This is a genomic window from Acinetobacter sp. YH12200, assembly GCF_013418175.1.
GTDB classification, from domain to species: domain Bacteria; phylum Pseudomonadota; class Gammaproteobacteria; order Pseudomonadales; family Moraxellaceae; genus Acinetobacter; species Acinetobacter pseudolwoffii.
This window is the reverse complement of the sequence record NZ_VPCO01000002.1, coordinates 39,767-62,599: the sequence shown is the minus strand read 5'-3', so window position 1 is coordinate 62,599 and position 22,833 is coordinate 39,767. Positions and strand designations below refer to the sequence as shown.

At 45.2% G+C, this 22,833-nt stretch carries 24 protein-coding genes, 2 tRNA genes and 1 pseudogene; 13 read left to right on the top strand and 14 right to left on the bottom strand.

Features of this window, described 5'->3' with window-relative positions; translation table 11 throughout:
- The first annotated feature begins 175 nt into the window (after positions 1-175).
- Positions 176-1,237: an AAA family ATPase gene (locus FTU90_RS01855; protein WP_180071873.1), complete on the top strand. Its 1,062-nt coding sequence runs from the start codon at positions 176-178 to the stop codon at positions 1,235-1,237.
- A gap of 1 nt (position 1,238) precedes the next feature.
- Here the strand turns inward: FTU90_RS01855 and FTU90_RS01850 are convergent, their stop codons facing one another.
- Positions 1,239-1,667 (bottom strand): PH domain-containing protein, encoded by a 429-nt coding sequence (locus FTU90_RS01850; RefSeq protein ID WP_035337533.1) that lies wholly within the window; start codon positions 1,665-1,667, stop codon positions 1,239-1,241.
- Positions 1,668-2,250: 583 nt separating this feature from the next.
- Here FTU90_RS01850 and fadB point away from each other — a divergent pair.
- The 4 genes and pseudogenes from fadB to FTU90_RS01830 all read left to right on the top strand — a co-directional run bounded on the left by fadB (position 2,251) and on the right by FTU90_RS01830 (position 6,821).
- A complete protein-coding gene (gene fadB / locus FTU90_RS01845; protein WP_180071872.1) occupies positions 2,251-4,401 on the top strand; it encodes a fatty acid oxidation complex subunit alpha FadB in 2,151 nt (716 codons plus the stop codon).
- A 12-nt stretch (positions 4,402-4,413) separates the two neighbouring features.
- Positions 4,414-5,586, top strand: coding sequence for an acetyl-CoA C-acyltransferase FadA (gene fadA, locus FTU90_RS01840; protein ID WP_005095215.1), 1,173 nt, complete (start codon positions 4,414-4,416; stop codon positions 5,584-5,586).
- Positions 5,587-5,645: 59 nt separating this feature from the next.
- A pseudogene (locus FTU90_RS01835) lies at positions 5,646-6,245 on the top strand (ImmA/IrrE family metallo-endopeptidase); the annotation flags it as partial.
- A gap of 150 nt (positions 6,246-6,395) precedes the next feature.
- Complete coding sequence (locus FTU90_RS01830) at positions 6,396-6,821, top strand: hypothetical protein (RefSeq protein ID WP_180071870.1); 426 nt, start codon at positions 6,396-6,398, stop codon at positions 6,819-6,821.
- A 95-nt stretch (positions 6,822-6,916) separates the two neighbouring features.
- On the opposite strand, the gene tehB is transcribed toward FTU90_RS01830, so the two are convergent.
- From tehB to FTU90_RS01790, 8 genes are all read right to left on the bottom strand, one after another.
- Positions 6,917-7,783 (bottom strand): SAM-dependent methyltransferase TehB, encoded by an 867-nt coding sequence (tehB, locus tag FTU90_RS01825; RefSeq protein WP_180071869.1) that lies wholly within the window; start codon positions 7,781-7,783, stop codon positions 6,917-6,919.
- Between the two features lie 213 nt (positions 7,784-7,996).
- On the bottom strand, positions 7,997-8,269 hold the full coding sequence (locus FTU90_RS01820) for a hypothetical protein (protein ID WP_180071868.1): 273 nt from the start codon (positions 8,267-8,269) through the stop codon (positions 7,997-7,999).
- Between the two features lie 109 nt (positions 8,270-8,378).
- The gene (locus tag FTU90_RS01815) at positions 8,379-9,128 is read right to left on the bottom strand and encodes a hypothetical protein (RefSeq protein ID WP_180071867.1); all 750 of its coding nucleotides are present in this window, start codon (positions 9,126-9,128) and stop codon (positions 8,379-8,381) included.
- A 172-nt stretch (positions 9,129-9,300) separates the two neighbouring features.
- The gene (locus FTU90_RS01810) at positions 9,301-9,804 is read right to left on the bottom strand and encodes a hypothetical protein (protein ID WP_180071866.1); all 504 of its coding nucleotides are present in this window, start codon (positions 9,802-9,804) and stop codon (positions 9,301-9,303) included.
- Positions 9,805-10,042: 238 nt separating this feature from the next.
- Positions 10,043-10,564 (bottom strand): hypothetical protein, encoded by a 522-nt coding sequence (locus FTU90_RS01805; protein ID WP_180071865.1) that lies wholly within the window; start codon positions 10,562-10,564, stop codon positions 10,043-10,045.
- Positions 10,565-10,840: 276 nt separating this feature from the next.
- A tRNA-Phe gene (locus tag FTU90_RS01800) sits at positions 10,841-10,916 on the bottom strand.
- A gap of 136 nt (positions 10,917-11,052) precedes the next feature.
- Positions 11,053-11,128 (bottom strand) — tRNA-Phe (locus tag FTU90_RS01795).
- A gap of 202 nt (positions 11,129-11,330) precedes the next feature.
- Positions 11,331-11,708, bottom strand: coding sequence for a GNAT family N-acetyltransferase (locus tag FTU90_RS01790; RefSeq protein ID WP_005095200.1), 378 nt, complete (start codon positions 11,706-11,708; stop codon positions 11,331-11,333).
- Positions 11,709-11,804: 96 nt separating this feature from the next.
- Between FTU90_RS01790 and hisB the strand changes: the two genes are divergently transcribed.
- From hisB to FTU90_RS01760, 6 genes are all read left to right on the top strand, one after another.
- Complete coding sequence (gene hisB, locus FTU90_RS01785; RefSeq protein WP_005095198.1) at positions 11,805-12,398, top strand: imidazoleglycerol-phosphate dehydratase HisB; 594 nt, start codon at positions 11,805-11,807, stop codon at positions 12,396-12,398.
- On the top strand, positions 12,398-13,015 hold the full coding sequence (gene hisH / locus FTU90_RS01780) for an imidazole glycerol phosphate synthase subunit HisH (protein WP_180071864.1): 618 nt from the start codon (positions 12,398-12,400) through the stop codon (positions 13,013-13,015). The genes hisB and hisH overlap by 1 nt, the downstream gene beginning before the upstream one ends.
- 359 nt (positions 13,016-13,374) lie before the next feature.
- Positions 13,375-14,037: a 3'-5' exonuclease gene (locus FTU90_RS01775; protein WP_159138361.1), complete on the top strand. Its 663-nt coding sequence runs from the start codon at positions 13,375-13,377 to the stop codon at positions 14,035-14,037.
- A gap of 406 nt (positions 14,038-14,443) precedes the next feature.
- A complete protein-coding gene (locus FTU90_RS01770) occupies positions 14,444-15,214 on the top strand; it encodes a hypothetical protein (RefSeq protein WP_180071863.1) in 771 nt (256 codons plus the stop codon).
- A gap of 199 nt (positions 15,215-15,413) precedes the next feature.
- Positions 15,414-16,148, top strand: a complete 735-nt coding sequence (gene hisA, locus FTU90_RS01765; protein ID WP_074383906.1) for a 1-(5-phosphoribosyl)-5-[(5-phosphoribosylamino)methylideneamino]imidazole-4-carboxamide isomerase — start codon at positions 15,414-15,416, stop codon at positions 16,146-16,148.
- Positions 16,149-16,212: 64 nt separating this feature from the next.
- A complete protein-coding gene (locus tag FTU90_RS01760; protein ID WP_180071862.1) occupies positions 16,213-17,145 on the top strand; it encodes a DMT family transporter in 933 nt (310 codons plus the stop codon).
- A gap of 58 nt (positions 17,146-17,203) precedes the next feature.
- Here FTU90_RS01760 and FTU90_RS01755 read toward each other — a convergent pair whose 3' ends face one another.
- From FTU90_RS01755 to FTU90_RS01745, 3 genes are read right to left on the bottom strand one after another with little or no spacing between them, the layout of a single operon-like run.
- Complete coding sequence (locus FTU90_RS01755; protein WP_180071861.1) at positions 17,204-17,599, bottom strand: hypothetical protein; 396 nt, start codon at positions 17,597-17,599, stop codon at positions 17,204-17,206.
- A 20-nt stretch (positions 17,600-17,619) separates the two neighbouring features.
- The gene (locus FTU90_RS01750; RefSeq protein ID WP_180071860.1) at positions 17,620-18,246 is read right to left on the bottom strand and encodes a DUF1294 domain-containing protein; all 627 of its coding nucleotides are present in this window, start codon (positions 18,244-18,246) and stop codon (positions 17,620-17,622) included.
- Between the two features lie 26 nt (positions 18,247-18,272).
- Positions 18,273-19,220, bottom strand: coding sequence for a homoserine kinase (locus FTU90_RS01745; protein ID WP_180071859.1), 948 nt, complete (start codon positions 19,218-19,220; stop codon positions 18,273-18,275).
- 113 nt (positions 19,221-19,333) lie between these two features.
- Between FTU90_RS01745 and hisF the strand changes: the two genes are divergently transcribed.
- Entirely contained in the window at positions 19,334-20,092 is a 759-nt protein-coding gene (gene hisF, locus FTU90_RS01740) for an imidazole glycerol phosphate synthase subunit HisF (protein WP_005095173.1), read from the top strand.
- Positions 20,093-20,688: 596 nt separating this feature from the next.
- Here hisF and FTU90_RS01735 read toward each other — a convergent pair.
- Positions 20,689-21,333, bottom strand: coding sequence for a hypothetical protein (locus FTU90_RS01735; RefSeq protein ID WP_180071858.1), 645 nt, complete (start codon positions 21,331-21,333; stop codon positions 20,689-20,691).
- Positions 21,334-21,442: 109 nt separating this feature from the next.
- Between FTU90_RS01735 and FTU90_RS01730 the strand changes: the two genes are divergently transcribed.
- The gene (locus tag FTU90_RS01730) at positions 21,443-22,456 is read left to right on the top strand and encodes an AraC family transcriptional regulator (protein WP_180071857.1); all 1,014 of its coding nucleotides are present in this window, start codon (positions 21,443-21,445) and stop codon (positions 22,454-22,456) included.
- Positions 22,457-22,558: 102 nt separating this feature from the next.
- Here the strand turns inward: FTU90_RS01730 and FTU90_RS01725 are convergent, their stop codons facing one another.
- On the bottom strand, positions 22,559-22,804 hold the full coding sequence (locus tag FTU90_RS01725) for a hypothetical protein (RefSeq protein ID WP_005095167.1): 246 nt from the start codon (positions 22,802-22,804) through the stop codon (positions 22,559-22,561).
- Positions 22,805-22,833: the final 29 nt, after the last annotated feature.

The window sequence follows — 22,833 nt, the reverse complement described above, 5'->3', positions numbered from 1 at the left end:
CGGTTATTTTCAAGCGAAAACACAAAATTCCCCTCAACTTGACACCCAATTTAAAACTATAGCTCAGCCATCTTTGCAATCTATAGCTTTCTCCGCATGATCTGATTGCTAAAAGCTCTAAATTTCAACCTTTAACTTTGCTATGCTCGAAGGGTCTAGTTTTGAGATGATTCGCATGACCATGCAGCAATCGGGCATCCATATTGTTCAACCATCCAGCTCCACCCATCACCCATCTGAGCGTGATCGCCGGATTGGCAAACCGCGTTTTCATTTCGAGCCGAATCACGTGATGCAATTGCTGCGTGAACGGATGATTGGACAGGATGCCGCACTGAATGAAATTGAAAAAATGCTGCATGTGGTCAAGGCCGATTTCTCCAGTCCGGAGCGTCCACTCTCGGTCACCTTGATGCTCGGCCCAACCGGCGTGGGTAAAACTGAAACCGTGCGTCTGATTGCCGAAGCGATTTATGGTCGTCCGGATGCTTTCTGCCGGATTGACATGAATACCCTGGCACAGGAACATTATGCCGCGGCACTCACCGGTGCGCCGCCAGGTTATATCGGTTCTAAAGAAGGTCACAGCCTGTTTGATGAAACGGCGATTGCCGGCAGTCATACCCGTCCCGGCATCATGCTGTTTGATGAGCTGGAAAAAGCCAGTAACGAGGTGATTCGCGGTTTGATGAATGTGCTGGATACTGGCCGATTGACCCTGACAGCCGGAACCAAAACTATTGATTTTCGTAACTGCATGATTTTTATGACCAGCAATGTCGGCGCACAGGCGGCACAGCAATATCTGGATAAACTCAGCTACCTGCCACAGCAAATGCAGGCACTGTGCCTGAAACATGTACCCACCCAGCGCATTATTGAAAAAGTCATGCAGCGTAAATTCGATCCTGAATTTCTAAACCGGATTGACCGCAGCCTGCATTATCAGGCGGTACAGCATGATGCCCTGCCGCGTCTGGTCGAAATTGAACTGGAAAAACTCAATAAACGCCTGCAACATCAAAACCGACAGGTACATTTATCGGATGCAGCCAAAGCCTATTTCTATCAGGGCTATGATATTCGTTACGGCGCCCGGCATTTGGGCCGCAAGCTGCGTACCGAACTGGAACCGGTTCTGGCGCTGTATTTTTTAAGCCAGCCCGAGCAGTTCAGTCTGCATCTGGACTGTGTCGATGGACAATTTGTGGTTCTGCCTGAGCAAGCAAAAGCTTAAATCATGCAGACTCAATATCCGGTTTATTTGCTTGAATCGCTTGTCTAAAAGTGGTCGGATCTTTAGGTGAAACCAATACAAATTTCTGCACGCCGTCTTCCGTATAGTCAATCCGCAGACGCTTTAAGGACAAGGCCGGTGCAATAATGGAATGATCCGTCGGCTGAATGGACTGGATGGCGCTCAACGGAATCTGCCAGCTCAACCACAGGCTTTTAATGCTCAACACCCCATTTTCCAGCACATAGCGCGTACTCCACAGCGGCCACCACAGAATAATAATGGTCAGAATGTAGATGGCAGTGTGCAGTGGATATTGCTGCAGGGTGCCTTTGGCCTGCATGGTCAGCAGCAGTTGCAGTAACAGGCCACTCATACAGATCAGAAAAGCGACCAGCCACCAGTCTTTTTTGGAACGAAATACCTGCATCGAGATCCCCATATCTATGTGCCTAATCATCATAAACAATTCTGTGCCAGATGACAGAGGTCATATCCAACAGAAGCACTGTTATTTCAGGCCTAGCATCAACATAGGCATGCTGGGGCTGAAATCCTCAGAAAACCCTCGACTAAAACAATCAACTGCAGTTTTATTGCGGCTGATCCGAAAATATCTATACATGCCTGCACGCCCTGTACTGAGCGAGATTCAGCCCTGATTTCCCTTGTTCCACAGGCCGATAATTGACTGAATTGACCAAATAGCGGTAAAGCCTGCCCTTGAATATTGTCCACCCTGCTCCATATCAGTCAGGCTGATCAATGAAAAATAATGAATTGAAACAGAATCTTTGGTTCATCGGGCTATAAGAAACTGAAAGGAAAAATTATAACCGGTCGGATCAAGCCGGCAGAAATTGATGACCATTGCGTCACGGCTTGATACAACTTGTTATGTTCTTTTTGGATATAGTTATCGTAAGATTAGCGAAGTCAAAAAGTGCGCGGGACATGCGCACTTGCTTCACAACATCAACTTAGAAGTCCTCCAAAATAAAGGAGATCAGGGCATGATCCACGCTGGCAATGCCATTACCGTCCAAATGCTTGAGGACGGGATTGCAGAATTCCGCTTTGACTTACAAGGTGAGTCCGTTAACAAATTCAACCGTGCAACGATTGAAGATTTCAAGGCTGCGATTGACGCAGTTTCCGCAGCAGACATTCAGGGTTTAATCGTTACTTCAGGTAAATCTACATTTATTGTAGGTGCTGATATCACTGAATTCGGCGACAACTTTGCTCAGGGTGAACAAGCGATTGTTGACTGGGCAATGCCAGTACATGAAATTTTTAACAGCTTCGAAGACCTCGACATTCCTAAAGTGGCGGCCATTAACGGCATGGCACTGGGTGGCGGTTTCGAAATGTGCCTGGTATGTGACTACCGTGTCATGTCAGAACAAGCGCAAGTAGGCCTGCCTGAAATCAAGCTGGGTATCTTCCCGGGCTTCGGTGGTACAGTACGTTTAAGCCGTCTGATCGGTATCGACAATGCTGTAGAATGGATGGCCATGGCCAACCCGAAAAAGCCTGCTGCTGCACTAAAAGACGGTGCTGTAGATGCGGTGGTTGCTGCTGAAAAACTTAAAGATGCTGCACTTGATCTGGTCAAACAGGCGATTCATGGCCGTTTAGACTGGAGAACCAAGCGTCAGGAAAAACTGGATCCGGTTAAACTCAGCCCGATCGAACAGATGATGGCGTTTAATTCATCGAAAGGCATGGTTCTGGCCAAGGCCAATCCGGCTCAATATCCGGCGCCAAAATTACTGCTTGATTCATTACAGGCCGGTGCAAGCTTGCATCGTGATGACGCGTTAAAAGTTGAAGCTGAAGGCTTTGCCAAAGCTGCAGTTACGCCACAAGCAGGTGCATTGATCGGTTTGTTCCTGAACGACCAGATCGTGAAAAAAACCTCGAAGCGCTATGAAAAAGGTGCGCATCCGGTGAACCAGGCGGCGGTACTTGGCGCTGGGATCATGGGTGGTGGTATTGCTTATCAGGCGGCGAGCAAAGGCACACCAATCATCATGAAAGATATTGGTAATCCACAGCTTGCATTGGGTATGTCTGAAGCGAACAAACTGTTGACCAAACAGGTTGAACGCAAAAAAATGACACCAGCGAAAATGGGTGAAACGCTTGCACGTATCCGTCCGACTTTAAGCCTGGAAGAGTTTAAAGAAGTGGATATCGTGATTGAAGCGGTAACTGAAAACCCTAAAATCAAAGCTGCTGTACTTGCTGATACTGAAAAATCAGTACGTGAGAACACCATCATTGCTTCAAATACGTCTACGATTTCGATCACGCGTCTGGCTGAAAGCCTGCAACGTCCTGAGAACTTCGTGGGGATGCACTTCTTTAACCCGGTACATATGATGCCTTTGGTTGAAGTGATCCGTGGCGCGAAGACCTCTGACGAAGCCATTGCAACGACTGTGGTACTTGCTCAGAAAATGGGTAAAACACCAATCGTGGTGAATGACTGCCCGGGCTTCCTGGTCAACCGCGTATTGTTCCCTTACTTCGGTGCATTTGACCTATTGCTTAAAGATGGTGCTGATTTCCAGCAAATCGATAAAGTGATGGAAAAATTCGGCTGGCCGATGGGCCCTGCTTACCTGATGGACGTTGTCGGTATTGATACTGGCGTGCATGGTGCAGAAGTGATGGCTGAAGGCTTCCCGGATCGTATGAAACCGGACTTCAAAGGTTCGATTCAAACCATGTATGAGAACAAACGTCTGGGTCAAAAGAACGACGTGGGTTTCTACAAGTATGAACTTGACCGTAAAGGCAAAAAAGCCAAAGTGGTTGATCCAACTGCATATGAGCTTGTGGCCTCTGTTGCAACTGTGGAAAAACGTGAATTTGACGCTCAGGAAATCATTGACCGTATGATGCTGGCTTTCTGTAACGAAACGGTTCGTTGCCTGGAAGACAACATTGTCGCGACTGCTTCTGAAGCAGATATGGCAATGATCATGGGTGTCGGTTTCCCTCCATTCCGTGGTGGTCCATGCCGTTACATCGATCAAACCGGTGTAGCTGAGTATGTTGCGCTTTGCAATAAGTATGCGCACCTTGGTAAAGCTTATGAAGCGCCAGAAATGTTGCGTGAAATGGCTGCTAACAACAAAAAATTCTACGGTTAAGGAGCAACGTGAATGGCTACTTTAAATCCACGTGACGTTGTCATCGTCGATGGCGTACGTTCAGCAATGGGTAAAACCAAAAACGGTATGTTCCGCAATGTACGTGCGGACAGCCTGTCTGCTGAACTTGTCCGTGCCCTGATGGTACGTAACGAATTCGACCCGAATGAAGTTGAAGACGTGATCTGGGGCTGTGTCAACCAGACTCTGGAACAAGGGATGAACATTGCCCGTAATATCGCATTACTGGCAGACTTGCCGAAAACTGTGGCTGGTCAAACCGTGAACCGTTTGTGTGGTTCGTCTATGCAGGCGATTCATACTGCGGCTGCGCAAATTGCCACCAATCAGGGTGATATCTTCATCATTGGTGGTGTCGAGCACATGGGTCACGTTGGCATGATGCACGGTATCGACCTGAACCCGGAAGCGTCTAAGCATTATGCCAAAGCGTCCAACATGATGGGCTTGACTGCGGAAATGCTGGGTCGCATGAATGGCATTAGCCGTGAGGAACAGGATGCCTTTGGTGTGGAATCACATCGTCGTGCCTGGGCTGCGACTGAAAATGGTCTGTTCCAGAACGAGATTGTGGGCATTGAAGGTCACAACGCTGATGGTTATAAAGTTCTATGTGATATCGATGAAGTGATCCGTCCGGATGCCAACATCGAATCATTCCGTGCTTTACGTCCAGTGTTCGATCCGAAAGGCGGTACAGTGACTGCGGCAACCTCTTCAGCCTTGTCTGATGGTGCTTCTGCAATGTTGCTCATGTCTTATGAGCGTGCACAAGCCTTAGGTCTTAAGCCACGTGCCGTGATCCGCTCTATGGCAGTTGCAGGTTGTGATGCTGCGATCATGGGTTATGGCCCGGTTCCGGCAACGCAAAAAGCCTTGAAACGTGCTGGCCTTGCCATTTCTGATATTCAGACTTTTGAATTGAACGAAGCCTTTGCTGCACAAGGTCTGTCTGTTCTTAAAGGCTTAGGCATTTATGACAAACAGGACATCGTAAACCATAACGGTGGTGCGATTGCGTTGGGTCACCCACTCGGTTGTTCTGGTGCGCGTATTACCACGTCTTTGCTTAACGTGATGGAACAGCAAGATACGCAAATTGGTCTTGCGACCATGTGTATTGGTTTGGGTCAAGGTATTGCGACAATTATCGAACGTGTTTAATTCTTAAATACTCAGATAAAAATAAACCCCGCTTAGTGCGGGGTTTTTTTATACAAAAAAAAGAAATTGATGCCCTTTCTTTTTTTGATGATGAATCAGGCTCACCGTTTATTTTTTTGAATGATACAAAATCTGCCGAACGGGTAAGATTCGATTGTGCGCATGAATTAGGCCACACCGTTATGCACACACATAATAAATATGTCCGCAATGAAGTAGACAATCGCATTTTAGAAACTGAAGCAGATAAGTTTGCTTCAGAATTTTTAATGCCTACTGAAGGTTTTTTAAGTACAGTTCCTTCTTATTTAACGATTGAAAATATGATCGACTATAAGAAAGTATGGCGAACATGTTTAAAGGCTATAAATTATAAATCGCATAAATTGCAACGTATAACAGATTGGTTTTATCGAAGTAACTCTATGAAAATTAATACCTTAGGTTATCACATTAATGAGCCTAACGAAACTCACCGTGATGAAAGCGTAATGCTTCCTAAATTAATTTTAACATTAGCTTCAGATCCAAAATTTAGTAAGCAGAAAATGCTCGATGAAATTCGTATATCTGAAAAAGACTTTAATGAACTAACATTTGATTCTTTAATTAAATATGAAGAATCTAAATCTCGACCAAAGCTTTATGTCATTAGTTAAAGCTCTTCGGAGCTTTTTTATTTAAACTAGAATGTTATCCCTTTGTAAAATTGGTTTATTTTTCCACCATTAAAATCTTAATTATGAATCGCTTAAATTTTATCTGTGTATGATCAAGCCTCTTTTTTCCTACTTCCTTAAGGGGTTTATATGAACATGCTTAAAACAATGCTTGCGACTGCAATCGTAGCAACTTCTGCATCTGCAATGGCAACTGAAGCTCAAGTAGCACCTGCTGCTACAACCACTACAGTTCAAACTGTTGCTACAGAAGCGGTTGCGCCTGTGCAAGCAAAAGTTGAAGCTGCTCAAGCCACTGCTACAGATGCAAAACAAGTAACTGAAGCGAAAGTTGAAACAGTGAAAGCTGAAACAACTGCTCAAGTAGAAACTGCACAAGCAACCGCAGAACAAAAAGTTGAAGCTGCAAAAACAGAAGTAGCAGAAGCAAAAGAAGCAACTGTTGAAACTGCTGCTGAAGTAAAAGAAGCGACTACTGAGAAAGCCGAAGCTGCTCAAGCAGACGTAAAAGCTGAGAAAAAAGGCTGGTTCTCTTGGTTCAAAAAAGCTGCTTAAGATTTTTTGAGCATAAAAAAGATGTCATTACGACATCTTTTTTTGTTTTGAACACTCTCATTTTAATTCAAGAGTTTAACAGCAGCTTAAAGCACTTATTCGACCTTTTGCGCCAGCATGGTCGCAAAATGCTGTTTAATCCGTTGGCCCTGCGCATCCACCCGATGCAGCTCACCAATATCTTCATTGTATTTCACAATCTTCCAGTCCTCATAATAAGCCCGTAACTCGCCCGGCTTAAAGCTAAATGGAAAATCGGGCTGTACCGGAATCTCTGGCGTATCCATCGCACAGACAATCAGGTTATAACCACCCGGCACGGTGGCCTGCTGCATCTGCGCAATCAAGGGTGCAATGGTTTTCGCCTCGAGGAACATCATCACCACGGTGCAGCAAATGAAGTCATACTGGCCTGTAATGCTGGTATCTGTGTTGAGATCACGGCGCTGGATCTGCACGTGATCAATGTGCTCCGTCTGCACAATCTGTCTTAAGGTCTGCAAACTGTTTTCATTGACATCCCAGGCATCGACATTAAAACCATTCTGACTTAAATACAGCGCATTACGTCCTGTACCGCAACCGACATCCAGCGCACGGCCACCCTTTAAATAGGGCATGGCAGCCAGTACTTCAGAATGGGTAGGATTCAACTGATATTTTTTGATGAAGTAATCTTCAGGCCGGCAATAAAAACGCAGCTGGCATTCGATATCCTCGCTGGCAGAAACAATCTTGTGCCAAGCCTCAGGTTCAATAAATGGCGGTTGCTGCGCTGGTGTAAACACATGTTCAGATTGCACCGCACCGGATGCTTCCAGCATGGCAAAATGCAACTCACCTTTAAGTAACGTCAGTTTGGCCCAAGTCCCTGCTTTGGTATTGTGCTGATTCTTGAAGCCCTGAGGAATACTCTTTTCTGTCCAGACCGGAAGTTGCTTATAACAAATCAGTTCTTGCATCAATATCGCCCTCCATCTCATGCATGCGCCGCCTGTCATGCTTATAGCGACGGTTTTATTCATTTCAGCATAGCTGGTTCAGGCCGGAATTGGAATCAGCGCTTATTTACGCTGTGCCAATACAGCAGCAAGATGCAGACCAAATCTGGAAAATAAAAAAGCTGCCTCGATCGACAGCTTGAGTTTAGCCAGAGAATGAATAGGGTGACTGGATTAATGCAGTAGTTCTGATTGTAGCCAGCGCATATAATTTTCCTGATCCATAAAATCCGGCGCGCCTCCCAGATCCAGACTGAAATACTGCTGATTAAACTGGATGACAATCTGTTCGGTATAGTGCCAGTCTTCTATCAGCTTGAAATATTGATTCAAGAAAAATCGGCTCCTGCCCTCATTATTCAGACTTTGTAATTTTGGACATGTTTTATTTGCGACAAACTCACCGTACATCTGCTGAATATCAGCAAAAACCTGAATTGTTTGCATGACTCACCTGCCTGAATGTTATGTCGTGATCTGTGCGACCCCTCCAACTTAGCAAGCGAGTTTGAACAGCAGATGACAGTCCTATGGCAATCCGGTTATCTCTGCCAAGTTATAACTTGTTTTCCACCGCTTTCTGGTTGGCACTCGCAATGTGTTCCATCTGCTTATTCAGATTTAATATTTCTTTATACAGTGCATTAAATTCTTGCACTGCTTGATCTTCATAGAACATGAAGGTTTTATTTTTCTTTTGCCATTTATGCTTTTTCAATACGGCAAACAAGGCATCGGCCTTGGCCAAAGTCTGTTTTTCAATTTCAAAAATGACATGCGCATTACTATTTTGTTGACTATCTTTCAGGGTCTGGCTCAGTTGCTGGCGATAACGGTTTTTAATATCCAGTTGCTGTGCCTTATTGATCAGTTCGGCATCTCGCTGCTGAATTTTCTGCTCATAGCTGTTGACGATATGATGAACCTGCTTGAGCATGGCTTCAGTTTCTTTATAGTCTTGTGCCTGATCCTTGGCCAGGCGGTCGATATCCAGAAAATTCTGCCAGTTGGCCGCTTTTAAATCACGCAGGTACTGATTCCGCTCCTCGGCACTGTCACGCAATTGACCCAGCATGAATTCAGCCATGATGGCATAGTCTCCATCCAACCGGTCATCTTCAAGCTCAAGCTCAATCGGCTTAGACCAGTCCTGCGCTTGCTGCGCAATGCTCTCGGTCTTTTCTTCAAGCACAGTTTCATATTCGAGCAAATCAGCCTGATGTTTTTTCTGGGCAGAGTTTTGATAAAACAGTCCGATAAAAATTGCCAGTGTCACAGCGGCTAAAATCATAAAAACACGCGGCATGCACATGCTCCCCTGCTGCAAGTTATGTATAGATTTCCTTTTTATCAATATGCTTATTTTTTAAGCATAAATCAATTCTTCTATACAAAACCTCTGCAAAGGCACGGACTGTTCCAAAAGGAAATCAGATCGAAATCCTGTTTTAAGCTCGCGCTGTATCGTTTGACTTTATCTAGCAAGCGTTCGCCGAACACCATTCATTCAGCAGCGCCCGGTCAATATTATTCAGGTTGAACTGTTCTCGGGCAGCCTGAACTGACGTTGCATTACGGTTAATACCAAATGGCACCAGCATCAGATAAATACCATCACGAGGGTCAGCAGAGCGCAAACCATCTGCAATGGCCTGTACATACTGTTGCAGCCCCGGTGGCAGGCTATCCAGTCGTGCCGGATTGCTGCTCGGTAGAATGTCGAGATCACCCGCGAAATCAGCATTGACCGTGTAGTCCTGCAATTCGCGTTCAATCTTCAGCATCCGCATCTTTAACGCCTTTTTCTGGCTGGATTGTTGTTGCAGGGGAAGCATGAATTCCATTTCTTCACGCAATTCACGATCTGCCATCACGGTCAGTGTCGGTAAAGTGACTGGGTCTGTTGCGGCATGTGCATTGACCAGGCGCAGTGCAGTAAACAGGCTCAGTAACATCAGGAAAGTTGTGCTAAGGGGACGCATAAGGAAAACCTCCGCATCATCATTTCAGGGGGAGAGACCCTATTGTTCCTTAAACTTGTGTAAACATGATCAGTATTACTGTGAGTATTGATACACGGTCATTTCAGCATGATTACTGGCGTATCTTTCGATGCTGGTTTTAAGCGGGCGATTAGAAATTCATGCTCCTTTTACCGTAAATTTTAGCAATAAAAAATCCCCGACTGGCGGGGATGGATAGGTAGCATTGGACAGTATTTCAGGGCTGTTTCGGTAATTGTATGACAGCAGGTACATTAAGGTGATTTTCAAGCAGGTCGATATTCACCTTGTCCAGATTGATCTGGATCTTCATATTGCGATCTGGCTGTAGGCTGTTACTTCGATCAATGCCAAAATTTTCCAGAATGGTATATAACCCTTGGGTTGGATCACTGGATTGCAGTCCCTTGGCAATGGTCAGCACATACTGCTGTAGTGCCGGTGACAGTGAATCTAGATCAGGGGCTTCTATGGGCTGGATCTCGAGGTTTGCCACCACATCAGGATTGACCATGAAATTCTCTGCATCCCGGGTACCACGAATCACCTGATGCTGTAAGGCGCGCAGATTCTTTTCTTCCTGTACAAAAGGCACATAGCCGGTTTCATTACTCATTTCAGGTTCGGCCATCACGGTCAGGGTCGGTAGCGTCACGACCGCTTGCTTGTCCTCGGCTTGTGCTCCGATGCTGTAAACACCGAGCATGAGTCCGAATATAGACATTTTCATGATATTCATTGGTTTGCCTTTCCCCTATTATTGATGGCCCAAATACTGCAACTGACGATGATCCAGTCTATTTTCAATATTCTTATCTACTAGATTACATTGATTAATTGGATAACTCATGCTTGCTCAGATGAATGGCAACTCATGTGAATTATCCTGAAAGTCAGCAAAGCATGGACTCATCGTCTGAAAGCCGAATAGTGAGGCAAAACCACTGTTTTCAGCTGAAAGACAAAATGACAGGCGAAAAAAAACCTCAAACAATGTTTGAGGTTTTTTCGAATATGGTGGCGAGACCCAGGATCGAACTGGGGACACACGGATTTTCAATCCGTTGCTCTACCTACTGAGCTATCACGCCGATGCGGTGTATTAAGCCGTATCTGGCTGCATTAGTCAATCAAAATTATAAAAAAAATAATTGAATGACTGAATTTTGGTCTAAAAAAAATCCCTGATGGGATCAGGGATTGAAAACTTTAAAATGTTTTAAAATATGGTGGCGAGACCCAGGATCGAACTGGGGACACACGGATTTTCAATCCGTTGCTCTACCTACTGAGCTATCACGCCGATGTCGCGTATTAAACAGTTTCAGCTTTAAATCGTCAAGAGCGCAGAGAATAATTTTCATCAAATGTTTACTTTTCCATCAAATCGCATCAATTTGTGTCATAAATTAAACAGTTTTTACCAAAGACTTCACTAATAAAACAAATCTGCGGTCTTAGTTACAAAAAAAGCAACCCGAAGGCTGCGACTGCTTGATCTATTTTTAGATTTTTTCCAGATTGGCCAGACAACGATGGATGGCACCACACCCCGGCACAAAATTCTTGACCCCTTTTTCTTCTTCCATGCGGCAGACTTCACTGACCAGCCTTTCTGCAACGCCACGCCCGCGGTTGGCCGGATGCACCACGATATTTTCCAGAATCCGGCTTTCTCCCTGTCCGGTGCACCAGATTGCCCCGATAATCTTGGTATTAAATTCTGCACTATAAACTGAGGTATACTGTGTAAGGTTTTGCTCTAGTTGTTCCATGGCATCTGCCCCATCGCTAAATTCAGGGCTAGTGTCATACAGTCGCTCAAGCTGGCTGCGCACTTCATCATTTTCTAAAGAAGTATAAGCATGTACGGTAATAGGCATTGATAAACCCTCCTGAGCAATCTAATATGCGGTGACGTCGTCACGGCGAAAATATTTTCTACATCAATCATTTTGACGTATTTGAGGAACGTGTCTATGACAGATCGTATCAGTGAAGTGGTAAGAAATACCAACGAAACCAAAATTCGAGTTCGTTTGAATCTCGACGGTACTGGTCAAGGCACCTTAAACACGGGTATTCCATTTTTAGACCATATGATTGATCAAATCAAGCGTCATGGTTTGTTTGATATTGATATTCATTGTGAAGGCGATCTGGAAATTGATGACCATCATACCGTAGAAGACTGTGGTATTACCTTGGGTCAGGCTTTTGCACAAGCGCTGGGCGATAAAAAAGGCCTGAAACGCTACGGTCACTTTTATGCACCACTCGATGAATCTTTAAGCCGTGTTGTGGTGGATCTGTCTGGTCGTCCAGGCCTGTTTATGGATATTCCATTTACCCGTGCCATGATCGGCCGTTTTGATGTGGATTTATTCTCTGAATTCTTCCAGGGCTTTGTGAACCATTCATTGATGACCGTGCATATCGACAACCTGAAGGGCAAAAACAGCCATCACCAGATCGAAAGCGTATTTAAAGCTTTTGCGCGTGCGCTGCGTATGGCCTGTGAAGTGGATCCGCGTGCTGCGAACACGGTCGCTTCAACCAAAGGAACGCTGTAATGACCCGTATTGCCCTTCTTGATTATGGCATGGGAAATTTGCACTCTGCGGCAAAAGCACTCGAACATGTCGGTGCCACGGTTGATGTGACCAATGATCCCAAACTGATTGCGCAAGCAGACAAAATTGTCTTTCCGGGTGTGGGCGCCATGCGTGACTGTATGCAAGGCATGCATGAAGCAGGTATCGATGAAGTGGTACGCAATGCAGTGTTTAACAAACCGGTACTGGCAATCTGTGTCGGGATGCAGGCTTTGATGCAGCATTCTGAAGAGAATGGTGGCACAAATGCGCTGGGTATTTTCAAAGGTGCGGTCAAGCATTTCCCGGAAATGGCCGGTCTAAAAGTGCCACATATGGGCTGGAATCAGGTACATCAGGCCAATCCAGACCATCCGATGTGGAACAATATTGAACAGGATGCGCGGTTCTACTTCGTGCATAGCTACTATGTCGAGCCACAAAATTCAGAGCTGGTGGCTGCCAGCTGTACCTATGGCATCGAGTTCTGTACCGCGATTCATCAAGAAAACCTGTTCGCGACCCAGTTCCATCCGGAAAAGAGCCATACCGCAGGTTTGCAATTACTGAAAAACTTTGTGGACTGGAAAATCTGATTTTCCTTTCACTTAAAAAGCTCGCAGATTGCGGGCTTTTTTATTCGTTCAGATTAATCTACCACCAGAATCATGACTATTTCTTAGTCACTAGAATTATTATTCTGCTTAGTCAAGCTCTTATATTTAAACAATAATTAAAGCATATGGGAATAAAATAATGTATCAATACTCTCACACTCGTGAATCAGCCTTAAGGCCAAATGGATGTTTTGACCGCCTGTCTTATCTGGCTGGAACATGCTGATGACCTTGTGGCTCCTGATCCTCATTCCGCTGGTCAAGCTAGGCTTTATTTTTGCTTAAACGTCGAAAAGTAATTAAGCTGAGTGCCCAAGCCCAGTGAACTATTGATAATTATGGAAGCGCTCCAGCCGACAATACTGCCGAGCAAAGAACAGATTCAGGCCTTTCCTGTATTTCAAAATCTTCCCATGCCGCAGATTCAACTTATTCATAGTCTGGAACAATGTCTGGCTGTTGAACAGGAGCTGAAAAGCTGTGCACTATTTGGCTTTGATTCTGAATCCAAACCGACCTTTAAAGTCGGTGAAATCTCTACCGGGCCACATCTAATTCAGCTGGCCACTCTAGACAAAGCCTATTTATTTCAAATGAACCCGGCCATCTGGGCTTTTCTTGCACCAATTTTTGCCAATCGTGATCAGATCAAGGTTGGTTTTGGCCTGAAAAATGATGCGCATCTGTTTCGTAAACGAGGCATAGAACTGAATAGCGTGATTGAACTGTCGAAATGCTTCGGTCATTTTGGTCTAAAAAATCCGGTCGGACTGAAAAATGCCATCGCCCTGTTATTTGGACTAAATTTCCCTAAATCGAAACGGATTAGCACTTCCAATTGGGCCAGTAAAAACTTAAGTGCAGCCCAGATTGACTATGCAGCTGCAGATGCCTATGCGCCAGTGTTGGTATTTGAAGAATTGCTGCGCCGAAATCTACTCCCTAAAGAAATTCCGAATACATCACTGAAATTACGTCTACGCCCTTCATCAAGGATTTAATGTCTTCAGCACACCGCAACAATGTAACTTTGTGTAAATCAGATTCTGCCCCAAAAGTTGGCAATATTAAGACTGCTTAAATGCCCATCCCAAGTGAATTTAGCAACTTTCAGCGTCTCTTTAACTTGGAACTTAACTTCAGATAGAATCATGCCCAATCTTGAGGCATAAAATCTCAAAAAGCACCATAAAATTCAAATTAATTTACTGATTTTATTTACATTTTAAAACAATAACAATTTTCAAACTTAGCAATTTGAATATATTCAACTTTTTATAATTTCTTTATTTTTCATGATCTATTTGCAGTTTCTCCGCTCTGTTTTTTATTAAAAAATTTGCTAAAACATGAGCCATCTTATTCATCATCCGATCAGGATGTACATGTTCTCGAGGGTTAATACACATGTTCAGTTTATTGAGTGAAAAAATCAGTGGCGTGCTGAGTCTGGCACTGCAAGGGATTACGACAGCACTGGGTGTGCTGACTAAAACGGTGATCACCGTGGTAGATGAAGTGGTATCAACCGTATCGGATCTGACTGCGCCTCTTAGCGCTCAGCTCGGTGCACTGCCCGTTGTCGGAGATCTGCTATCGACCGTCCTGAATGTCAGCACTGGTCTGGTCAGTGGCGTCAGCGCAGGTGTACATGCCATCTCGGACCAGTGGATTGCAGGAGACTTAGCATGCGGTGTTAATACTGCCTTGAATGGTACGACTGATCTGCTGGGTCAGGGTCTAGGGGGTGTATCTGACATTCTGGACAGTGTGCTTGCCGCTACGGCTCCATTGACTGCTCCATTGGCTAACTTACCGATCCTGGGTGATGTGGTGACCGCGATTGGGCAGACTGGCAGCAATCTAAGTGGTCTGGTCGATGAAACCGGACAATATGTGGCAGCAATCAATCCACTTGAGCTGATTAACAATACCCTAGAAAATCCGGTCGCCAGTGTCGGCGGCGTAATTCAGGATGTATCGGGCACACTGGATGCCCTGCTCAATGACCTGGTTCCGGTCACGGACGTCGCGACCAGCCTGCCAGTTGCAGGTACGGTGGTCGGTTTAGTGGGTGAAACTGTCAGTACAGTCAATCAGGGACTTTATGAGTTGGGAGCGCAGCTGGGCCAAGTCAATTCACTAGACCATCTGTCTCAAACTTATAGCTATGTCTAATCAGTGTGCCAGTGAAAATAAAGCAGATCGTATGCGCAGTCGCTGAATCATTAAAAGGATAAAAATAAATTACCTGACTGCGACCTGTCTTCGGACAGGTTTTCTTTATTGATACTGTTTAAGAGTTAGAAATTTCGACTTTATTTGCTAAGATGAACTCACTCAAATTCATTCTAAAGATTAAGCAAGGAGCGAAAGCATGCTGATCATCCCTGCAATTGACCTGAAAGATGGCAAATGTGTCCGTTTAAAACAAGGTCGTATGGAAGACGATACCGTATTTTCTGACGATCCGGTCGCAACAGCACAGCATTGGGTAAATGAAGGCGCTCGCCGCTTGCATTTAGTGGATTTAAACGGTGCTTTCGCAGGTACGCCTATCCATAAGCCAGTGGTTGAAGCCATTGCCAGAGCGCAGCCAGATTTACCGATCCAGATTGGCGGCGGTATCCGTTCGATGGAAACCATCGAGCATTATCTGCAAGCAGGCGTATCTTTTGTGATTATTGGTACCAAAGCAGTTCAGGATCCTGAATTTGTAGAAGAAGCATGCAAAAAATTCGCGGGTCATATCATTGTCGGCATTGATGCCATGAATGGCATGGTGGCAACCGATGGCTGGGCCAATGTGACGGATGTCAAAGCGACAGATCTGGCCAAGCGTTTTGCCGATGCGGGCGTATCCAGCATTGTCTATACTGACATTGCCCGTGATGGCATGATGCAGGGTGTGAATATTGAGCAAACCGTAAATCTGGCACAATATTCAGGTTTACCTGTGATTGCTTCAGGCGGCGTAACCAATATGGATGACGTCCGTAACCTGAAAGATCAGCCGGGCATTCTAGGTGCTATTACTGGTCGTGCCATTTACGAAGGTACATTAAGCCTGCGTGAAGCGCAGTTATTGCTAGATGAACAACAGGCGCTATAATTAAGCCTGCTGCACAAGAGGTCTTCGGACCTCTTTTTTATTTGTTATTTTCCGATCTCCTGATATGTCGACCCTCATCTCCACTTTTCGCTCTCCCGCTCTGGCAGCCAAACTTCCGCAGCTTGCTTTAATTCTGATTACCCTGATCTGGGGCGGCAGTTTTATTACTGTACAATACGGGCTGAATTTTAGCAGTCCGATTATGTTTGTTGGGCTGCGTTTTGCTGCAGCCGCCATTGCCGTGACCCTGATCTCATTAAAATCTTTAAAAGGTATGACCCTCAAGGAGATTATTGCCGGCGCGGTGATTGGGCTCATGATCGCCATCGGTTACGGCACCCAAACCGTGGGATTGCAAACGATTAGCAGCAGCGAGTCTGCTTTTTTAACCGCCTTGTATGTTCCACTGGTACCAATCCTGCTCTGGCTGCTGTTTGGTCAAAAACCTCAGGTGATGACCTGGATCGGGGCATTGTTTGCCTTTATCGGGCTGCTGTTTTTGACTGGTAATGGCTTTGCAGCAATTCAGCTCAGTTTTGGACAAACTTTGACTTTACTTGGCTCCATTGCCATTGCCCTGGAGATTATTTTGATCAGTTATTTTGCTGAGCAGGTGAATGTACGCCGGGTCACAGTGCTGCAACTGATTTTTGCGTCCTTGTTCTGCTTTATGATTGCACCTGTTTTAGGTGAATCTCAGCTACCTGAATTTCACTGGCATCTGGCAGGCATCTTAGTCGGTTTAGGCATTGCCAGTGCGATGATTCAACTGGTCATGAACTGGGCACAACGTAGGGTAGCTCCATCACAGGCAGCAATTATCTATGCCGGTGAACCGGTATGGGCAGCGCTTTTTGGCCGACTTGCAGGAGAACGCCTACCTGCACTGGCACTGTTGGGCGGATTAATGGTGGTACTGGGCGTAATTGCCAGTGAATGGAAACCGAAGTTTTTAAGAAGAAAACGAGCAGAAGAATTCAAGCAAGATCTTTCCTGACTTCTCAGTCCCCCTTTAATCAAGGGGGATTTTTTTGCCTGAGAAAAGAGGACTAAAATTATTTTGTGTACATTGGCCGGTTGTCATTCAAGCGCATCATGCCACGAATCGCGCGATATACAATCCAGACCCAGGCCAGAAACACCACCAGCAAGCAGAAAGCGGATGCACCAAAGGCCACGCCTGCAAACAGGTTCGGGTCTTCGCCGGTAAAAAACAGAAACAAGAATGGAATAAAGGCGATGATATTCCAGACCAGATACCACCAGAAACTGCGGATCTGCCAGGTGAAGTGACTTTCAAAAATTGAACCGCGTACATCGCCACGTTTGACGTAATTAATGATCAATGCCACGATGGCCAACAGGCCAGCGCTAAAAATGGCCACAATATATAAGATGTAGAGTGCGAAAGTCAGTGTGCGGTTTGGGTCTTTATCAATGGAATAGTTCACGTCCCCTCCTGATGCTTCCCCTAAATATTTAAACTGTTAAATGGGGAAATTAACCATAGAATCAAAATGATGTTAAAGGCTATAGTACAAAAATATATCTGCCGGAATGGTTGTTTTTGTGTTTTATGTCGCAGTTTTTGCTGTGCCAGCCAGGCTGCCGGCCAGCCACCTAAAAAAGCCACCAGATGCAGGGTATTTTCCGGAATACGGCGATTACCCAGCTGGGCCGCTTCCTTGTCTTGTGCATAGAGCCAGTAGCTGAGCGCATTCATCAGACTGACCAGCAACAACACCAGTCCACTGAGCAGACCGCCCAGGGTTAAAGCGCTTAGAAACAGGATATACACCACACAGGCAATCTGCATTGCTTGTAATTTCTGTGCCTGCTGTGGCTTGGACGGTTTGAGCTTGGCCTGAGAGGTTTTGGTTTGTGAAGCTTTCAGATACATAACTTGCTGCGCACGATAACGTCCGCGCTCATCCAGAATGACCAGATAATCCAGGGCACAGCCGACAATCGGGCGTGGCCCCTGCTTGGCAAAGTCCTTGATATGCAGAAATACGCGATCTTTGGTCGGATCAACCGGTTGAATAAAGCCATAACCCTTGTCATCAAACCATTCTACTAAACGTCCCTGATCACGCATTTTTTTATCCTGTTGTATGTGAATACTTAAGCTGTGACGAATTTTAGTCGTTCAATCAACATATTGCGCATTTCATCCGGATTTTTTTGCAAAATATCTTCACCACTACGACCCAGTGCCGCATTCCGCTGTGCCACCTGTAAACGCATCATCCAGAAACGCCCTGCGGCCATGGCCAGATACAGTTCCAGACAGGCTTTTTCATCATGGGTTAAGGGACGGATAGTTTCATAAGCATTTAAAAAAGCAACTGCACGTTCTTCATTCAAGCTTAGCGCTGGATAATCAGTGCAGAAGTCATTCAAGGTAATGGCAATATCAAACAGCAGTTCATCTTTATTCAGTTCATAAAAATCCAGAATGCCATTCAGCTGATCGCCTTCAAACAAGGTATTGTCGCGGAACAGATCGGAATGAATAAAACCACGTGGACGGTCAGGATAGACTGTGGTTAAAGCCTCATACAGGCCTAAAAGCTTAGCCAGCAAGGCCTTGTCGGCCGGACTTAAGCTCGGTTTGATCTCTTGGGAAACTGCCAGCCAATAGGCATGGTCGCGCACGAAATTACGCTCTAGCTGGAAGTCTTGCAATGCCACGTGCATTTTCGCCTGCGCTACGGCAATCGCTGCAGCTTGTGCCACGGTCGCTGGCATCGGATGTTCGCCCAGCATACGTGGTGCAATCTGTGCCGGTTTATCTTTAATGCTGTGAATGGCTTTGCCTGAATGTGATAACGGCACCGGAACGGCCACACCGGCCTGCCCCAAATGCTCCAGTACCGGCACCAGTTCACCAGCGGCCTGTTCATCCATATCTTCAAATACGGTCAGCACATATTGCGCATCTTCGCAGACCAGAAAATAGTTGGTATTTTGAATACCGCCTTGAATCGGAATCAGGTCAATTGCCTTTAAACCATAAGGCGCTGCAAAATCCTGAACTTCCTTTAAAGTCAAAGTGGTATAAACCGACATAGAAAACCTGCGAAAAAACTTACATAATTTTGCTAGAATACCGTTTCCATCTGCCAAGGTGTAGCGCTTGCGTGGGTGAGTTTCATAATCGGCTGTAATAATTGGAAAAATTTATGCTAGCTAAACGTATTATTCCTTGTCTGGACGTGGATAACGGTCGCGTGGTCAAGGGTGTCCAGTTCCTTGATATTCGTGATGCGGGTGACCCGGTTGAAGTGGCGCGCCGTTATAATGAACAGGGTGCCGATGAAATTACTTTCCTTGATATTACCGCTACACATCATGGACGCGATACCACTTACCGTACCGTAGAACGTATGGCCGAATCCGTGTTCGTGCCTCTCACCGTCGGTGGCGGTGTACGTAAAGTCGAAGATATCCGTTTACTGCTCAATGCCGGCGCAGATAAAGTCAGCATTAACTCTGCTGCAGTGTTTAATCCTGAGTTTGTCCAGGAAGCATCTCAACGTTTTGGTGCACAGTGCATCGTGGTCGCCATTGATGCCAAAAAAACCGGCGAAGATAAATGGGAAATTTTCACCCACGGCGGCCGCAAACCGACCGGCATTGATGCCTTGGAATGGGCAGAACAAATGGCCAATTACGGCGCAGGTGAACTCCTGATTACCTCAATGGATGCCGACGGCACCAAAGCCGGTTATGACATCGCCCTGATGCGTGCTATCAATGACCGCGTCACTGTACCGACTATTGCCTCTGGCGGTGTAGGAAATTTACAACATCTGGCGGACGGGATTATTCATGGCGGTGCTGATGCAGTATTGGCAGCGTCAATTTTCCACTTTGGTCAACATACCATTCCTGAAGCCAAAGCCTATATGGCAGCGCAAGGCATTGAAATGCGCCTTTAATTCAAAAACGAATTGGTATTTAAAAAAGAGCATCACAACGATGCTCTTTTTTATTTCTACAGGATAAGCCTAGGCAATAAATCATTTGGAAAATACTCTCATCATCTGTGGCACATCCGGGTTTGCTCTAATGATGACTGCTTTGAAAAAGTATATCCATCGTTCTGTGGATTAAAGTAGAACAGCAAACACGACAAGAAAGAGTTAATAGAAAAGGGCTGGTATGTTCAAAATGATGTTTAGGGATTGTTATTGATCAATAGCCGCCGGACAGGACCAAGCTTTCCAGTGCTGAGCAGCTTAAATATAAAGGACGTTATTTTCTTTCAATATTCATCCCAGTATGAGGATGAACAAGATCGCTCTATCTTGACCGATATTCAAAAGTAAAAATTAAATAAAAAAAAGGAGTCTCGCGACTCCCTGTAAAAACCAAGATTAGACCACAGCGCTTGGTATTCAAAATAACTCATTACACCTAAAACATATCAGTATGTGGCTTCATTCACCAACAACCGTGAATATAGGCCAAATCAAAAGGACAATATTGACAATACATCTGCATTTTATTGACAAATCACGACAAGAACTGGGTTTTAGCGATTTAATGGCCTATTTAAGTGATTGGTCGCAGGATTTTTAGCAATTTTAGCCGGAGTTTCTGCCCACTTGGCTGGAAAATAACGGTCTGCCCAATAGTTCAGTTTTTTCGAGATCGGTGCAGGCAATACCATACCTAAAGGGTTCTGCTCCTGTAAATCTGCGGAGGAAATCACCCGGGTACCCAGCAGATAGTCGAACCAGGGTTTGGTCACACACCAGTTGGCATCCTGATTACTATTCATGTGATGATCATAATGCCAAGGCAGCTTTTTTTTGGCCCATTCTGGCTCTAAGTGAGCGCGGCGATGCCGATAATAATAATTGCCTGCACTATATAATACGGCCAGCGTCATCCCTTTAGAAAAAGGATAAAACGTCAATCCAAAGACTGTAGCAACCACGGCAAGAGAAGCAATTTCATTGCGGGTACGCCAGTTGTTCAGTCCTTCTACATAACCGAAATCGAAAAATTCCGTTTTACGCACAATGCGGTGATGTTCCCAATGTGAACGCATGCTTTCTGGAACCGGACTATAGCGACTCTGTCCTTGGCGGTGAATTCCATGTAACACATATTTATGTGCAAACCATTCAAATCCATTGGCAACGACGAGTCCTGCCAGAAAACCTTTCCACATGATCTTTTACCTCTTGGTCTATTTTCAATATAGGCTAAGTAAAAGACTAGATATTGACCAAAATATTCAATATGATTGACAAAATACGACAAAATAAAAGAATTAAAAAATGCTGGTTCTAAAAAACTACGTAGGCTCGGTATACGGTGGTTTAGGACATTTACTTTTGGACTATTATCAGCTGAAACAGCTCGAAGTCCCTGAGAAATTATTGGCCATTCAAAATCTGGAACGCTTTGATTTTACCCTGTGGCGTGATCTGCTGACTACACTTGATCAACAGCTGCAGCGCCCGGCTTTGGGCCTGGAAATTGCACAACTGGTCGAGACTAAACATCTCGGGATTATCGGTTATCTGGCACTTTCCAGTGACACGCTGGGTGAAGCCTTCATGCGCTATCATGACTACCATCGCCTGATCTATGATGGCAGCCCGCTACAAATCCAGGGGCAAGGAGAACATCTTTCGATTGCCTGGGGTGAGGTTCCTTTTAAGATGAGTACGCAACTGACCGATGAAATCGCGATTGCACTCATGATCGAATTTATTAAATCGAATATTCTGGATAATAATCATCTGCATCTGCATGAAGTGCATTTTCAGCATCCAACACCCAAAAATATAGCATTGTATGAACAGTATTTCCGCTGCAAGGTTCGTTTCGGTCAAGCCAAGACTCAAGTCCTGATGCCGGTCAGCGAGCTGTCTACACCTTTAAAACAGGGTGATCAGACCCTACAAAAGCTTCTGAAACAACAAGCTGAAGCTTTACTGGAAAAATTCCCCAATTCCACCCAGGTTGACCAGCAGTTACAGCAGGCGATTCTGGTGGGCCTGCAAAAAAACCAGTTCCAGATTGAACATATTGCCCAGCAAATAAAATTCTCTGTCCGTCAGTTACAACGACATTTGCAAAAGCAGGGTAAAACCTATCAGCAACGCATGCAGGAAATCCGCTCTATGATGGCAATGCAATATCTGAAAGATCCGCATTTAAGCTTACAGGAAATTTCCATGCTGCTTGGTTACTCCGAGCAGAGTGCATTTCAGCGGGCATTTAAGCAATGGACCCAGCTGACGCCACAACAATGGCGCTTAGAATCTTTGGCTCAGACAGCTTGAGACGCTGCAATGCTGAGACTAAAAATAGTAAAAAGCCCAATAGGAATATTGGGCTTTGTGTCTGGTTCCAGATGGAACATTCTCCAACAAATGAAAAAAATCTTATAAAAATGGATTTTCGATTTCGTCCAGATCATCCCGCTGCAGCTTTTCTGGCAGATCTACAGTATTTTCCAGTTGCTGCACCACATCATTTACAAAAGCCTGCAAAACCTTGGCAGCCTTAAGACCTTCCTGATCCTTGGTGATCTGCAAGTTTCCATACAGGCTGACGCAATCCAGATCATTTTCCAAGGTCAGATCATGAATGGCATGGGATTCACTGCCATTTTCAAATGCTTTAAACATATCCTCTCCACCTGTCTTTGTTATTTTCA

Coding starts and splice junctions, on each gene's coding strand:
- hisB (WP_005095198.1), top strand. CDS start 11,805: ATGACAGATCGTATCAGTGAAGTGGTAAGAAATACCAACGAAACCAAA.
- hisF (WP_005095173.1), top strand. CDS start 19,334: ATGCTAGCTAAACGTATTATTCCTTGTCTGGACGTGGATAACGGTCGC.
- FTU90_RS01750 (WP_180071860.1), bottom strand. CDS start 18,246: ATGCGTGATCAGGGACGTTTAGTAGAATGGTTTGATGACAAGGGTTAT.
- hisH (WP_180071864.1), top strand. CDS start 12,398: ATGACCCGTATTGCCCTTCTTGATTATGGCATGGGAAATTTGCACTCT.
- tehB (WP_180071869.1), bottom strand. CDS start 7,783: ATGCAAGAACTGATTTGTTATAAGCAACTTCCGGTCTGGACAGAAAAG.
- FTU90_RS01815 (WP_180071867.1), bottom strand. CDS start 9,128: ATGCCGCGTGTTTTTATGATTTTAGCCGCTGTGACACTGGCAATTTTT.
- FTU90_RS01810 (WP_180071866.1), bottom strand. CDS start 9,804: ATGCGTCCCCTTAGCACAACTTTCCTGATGTTACTGAGCCTGTTTACT.
- FTU90_RS01745 (WP_180071859.1), bottom strand. CDS start 19,220: ATGTCGGTTTATACCACTTTGACTTTAAAGGAAGTTCAGGATTTTGCA.
- fadB (WP_180071872.1), top strand. CDS start 2,251: ATGATCCACGCTGGCAATGCCATTACCGTCCAAATGCTTGAGGACGGG.
- FTU90_RS01830 (WP_180071870.1), top strand. CDS start 6,396: ATGAACATGCTTAAAACAATGCTTGCGACTGCAATCGTAGCAACTTCT.
- FTU90_RS01725 (WP_005095167.1), bottom strand. CDS start 22,804: ATGTTTAAAGCATTTGAAAATGGCAGTGAATCCCATGCCATTCATGAT.
- FTU90_RS01855 (WP_180071873.1), top strand. CDS start 176: ATGACCATGCAGCAATCGGGCATCCATATTGTTCAACCATCCAGCTCC.
- FTU90_RS01735 (WP_180071858.1), bottom strand. CDS start 21,333: ATGTGGAAAGGTTTTCTGGCAGGACTCGTCGTTGCCAATGGATTTGAA.
- FTU90_RS01790 (WP_005095200.1), bottom strand. CDS start 11,708: ATGCCTATTACCGTACATGCTTATACTTCTTTAGAAAATGATGAAGTG.
- FTU90_RS01820 (WP_180071868.1), bottom strand. CDS start 8,269: ATGCAAACAATTCAGGTTTTTGCTGATATTCAGCAGATGTACGGTGAG.
- FTU90_RS01850 (WP_035337533.1), bottom strand. CDS start 1,667: ATGCAGGTATTTCGTTCCAAAAAAGACTGGTGGCTGGTCGCTTTTCTG.
- hisA (WP_074383906.1), top strand. CDS start 15,414: ATGCTGATCATCCCTGCAATTGACCTGAAAGATGGCAAATGTGTCCGT.
- FTU90_RS01730 (WP_180071857.1), top strand. CDS start 21,443: ATGCTGGTTCTAAAAAACTACGTAGGCTCGGTATACGGTGGTTTAGGA.
- FTU90_RS01775 (WP_159138361.1), top strand. CDS start 13,375: ATGGAAGCGCTCCAGCCGACAATACTGCCGAGCAAAGAACAGATTCAG.
- FTU90_RS01770 (WP_180071863.1), top strand. CDS start 14,444: ATGTTCAGTTTATTGAGTGAAAAAATCAGTGGCGTGCTGAGTCTGGCA.
- FTU90_RS01760 (WP_180071862.1), top strand. CDS start 16,213: ATGTCGACCCTCATCTCCACTTTTCGCTCTCCCGCTCTGGCAGCCAAA.
- FTU90_RS01805 (WP_180071865.1), bottom strand. CDS start 10,564: ATGAATATCATGAAAATGTCTATATTCGGACTCATGCTCGGTGTTTAC.
- fadA (WP_005095215.1), top strand. CDS start 4,414: ATGGCTACTTTAAATCCACGTGACGTTGTCATCGTCGATGGCGTACGT.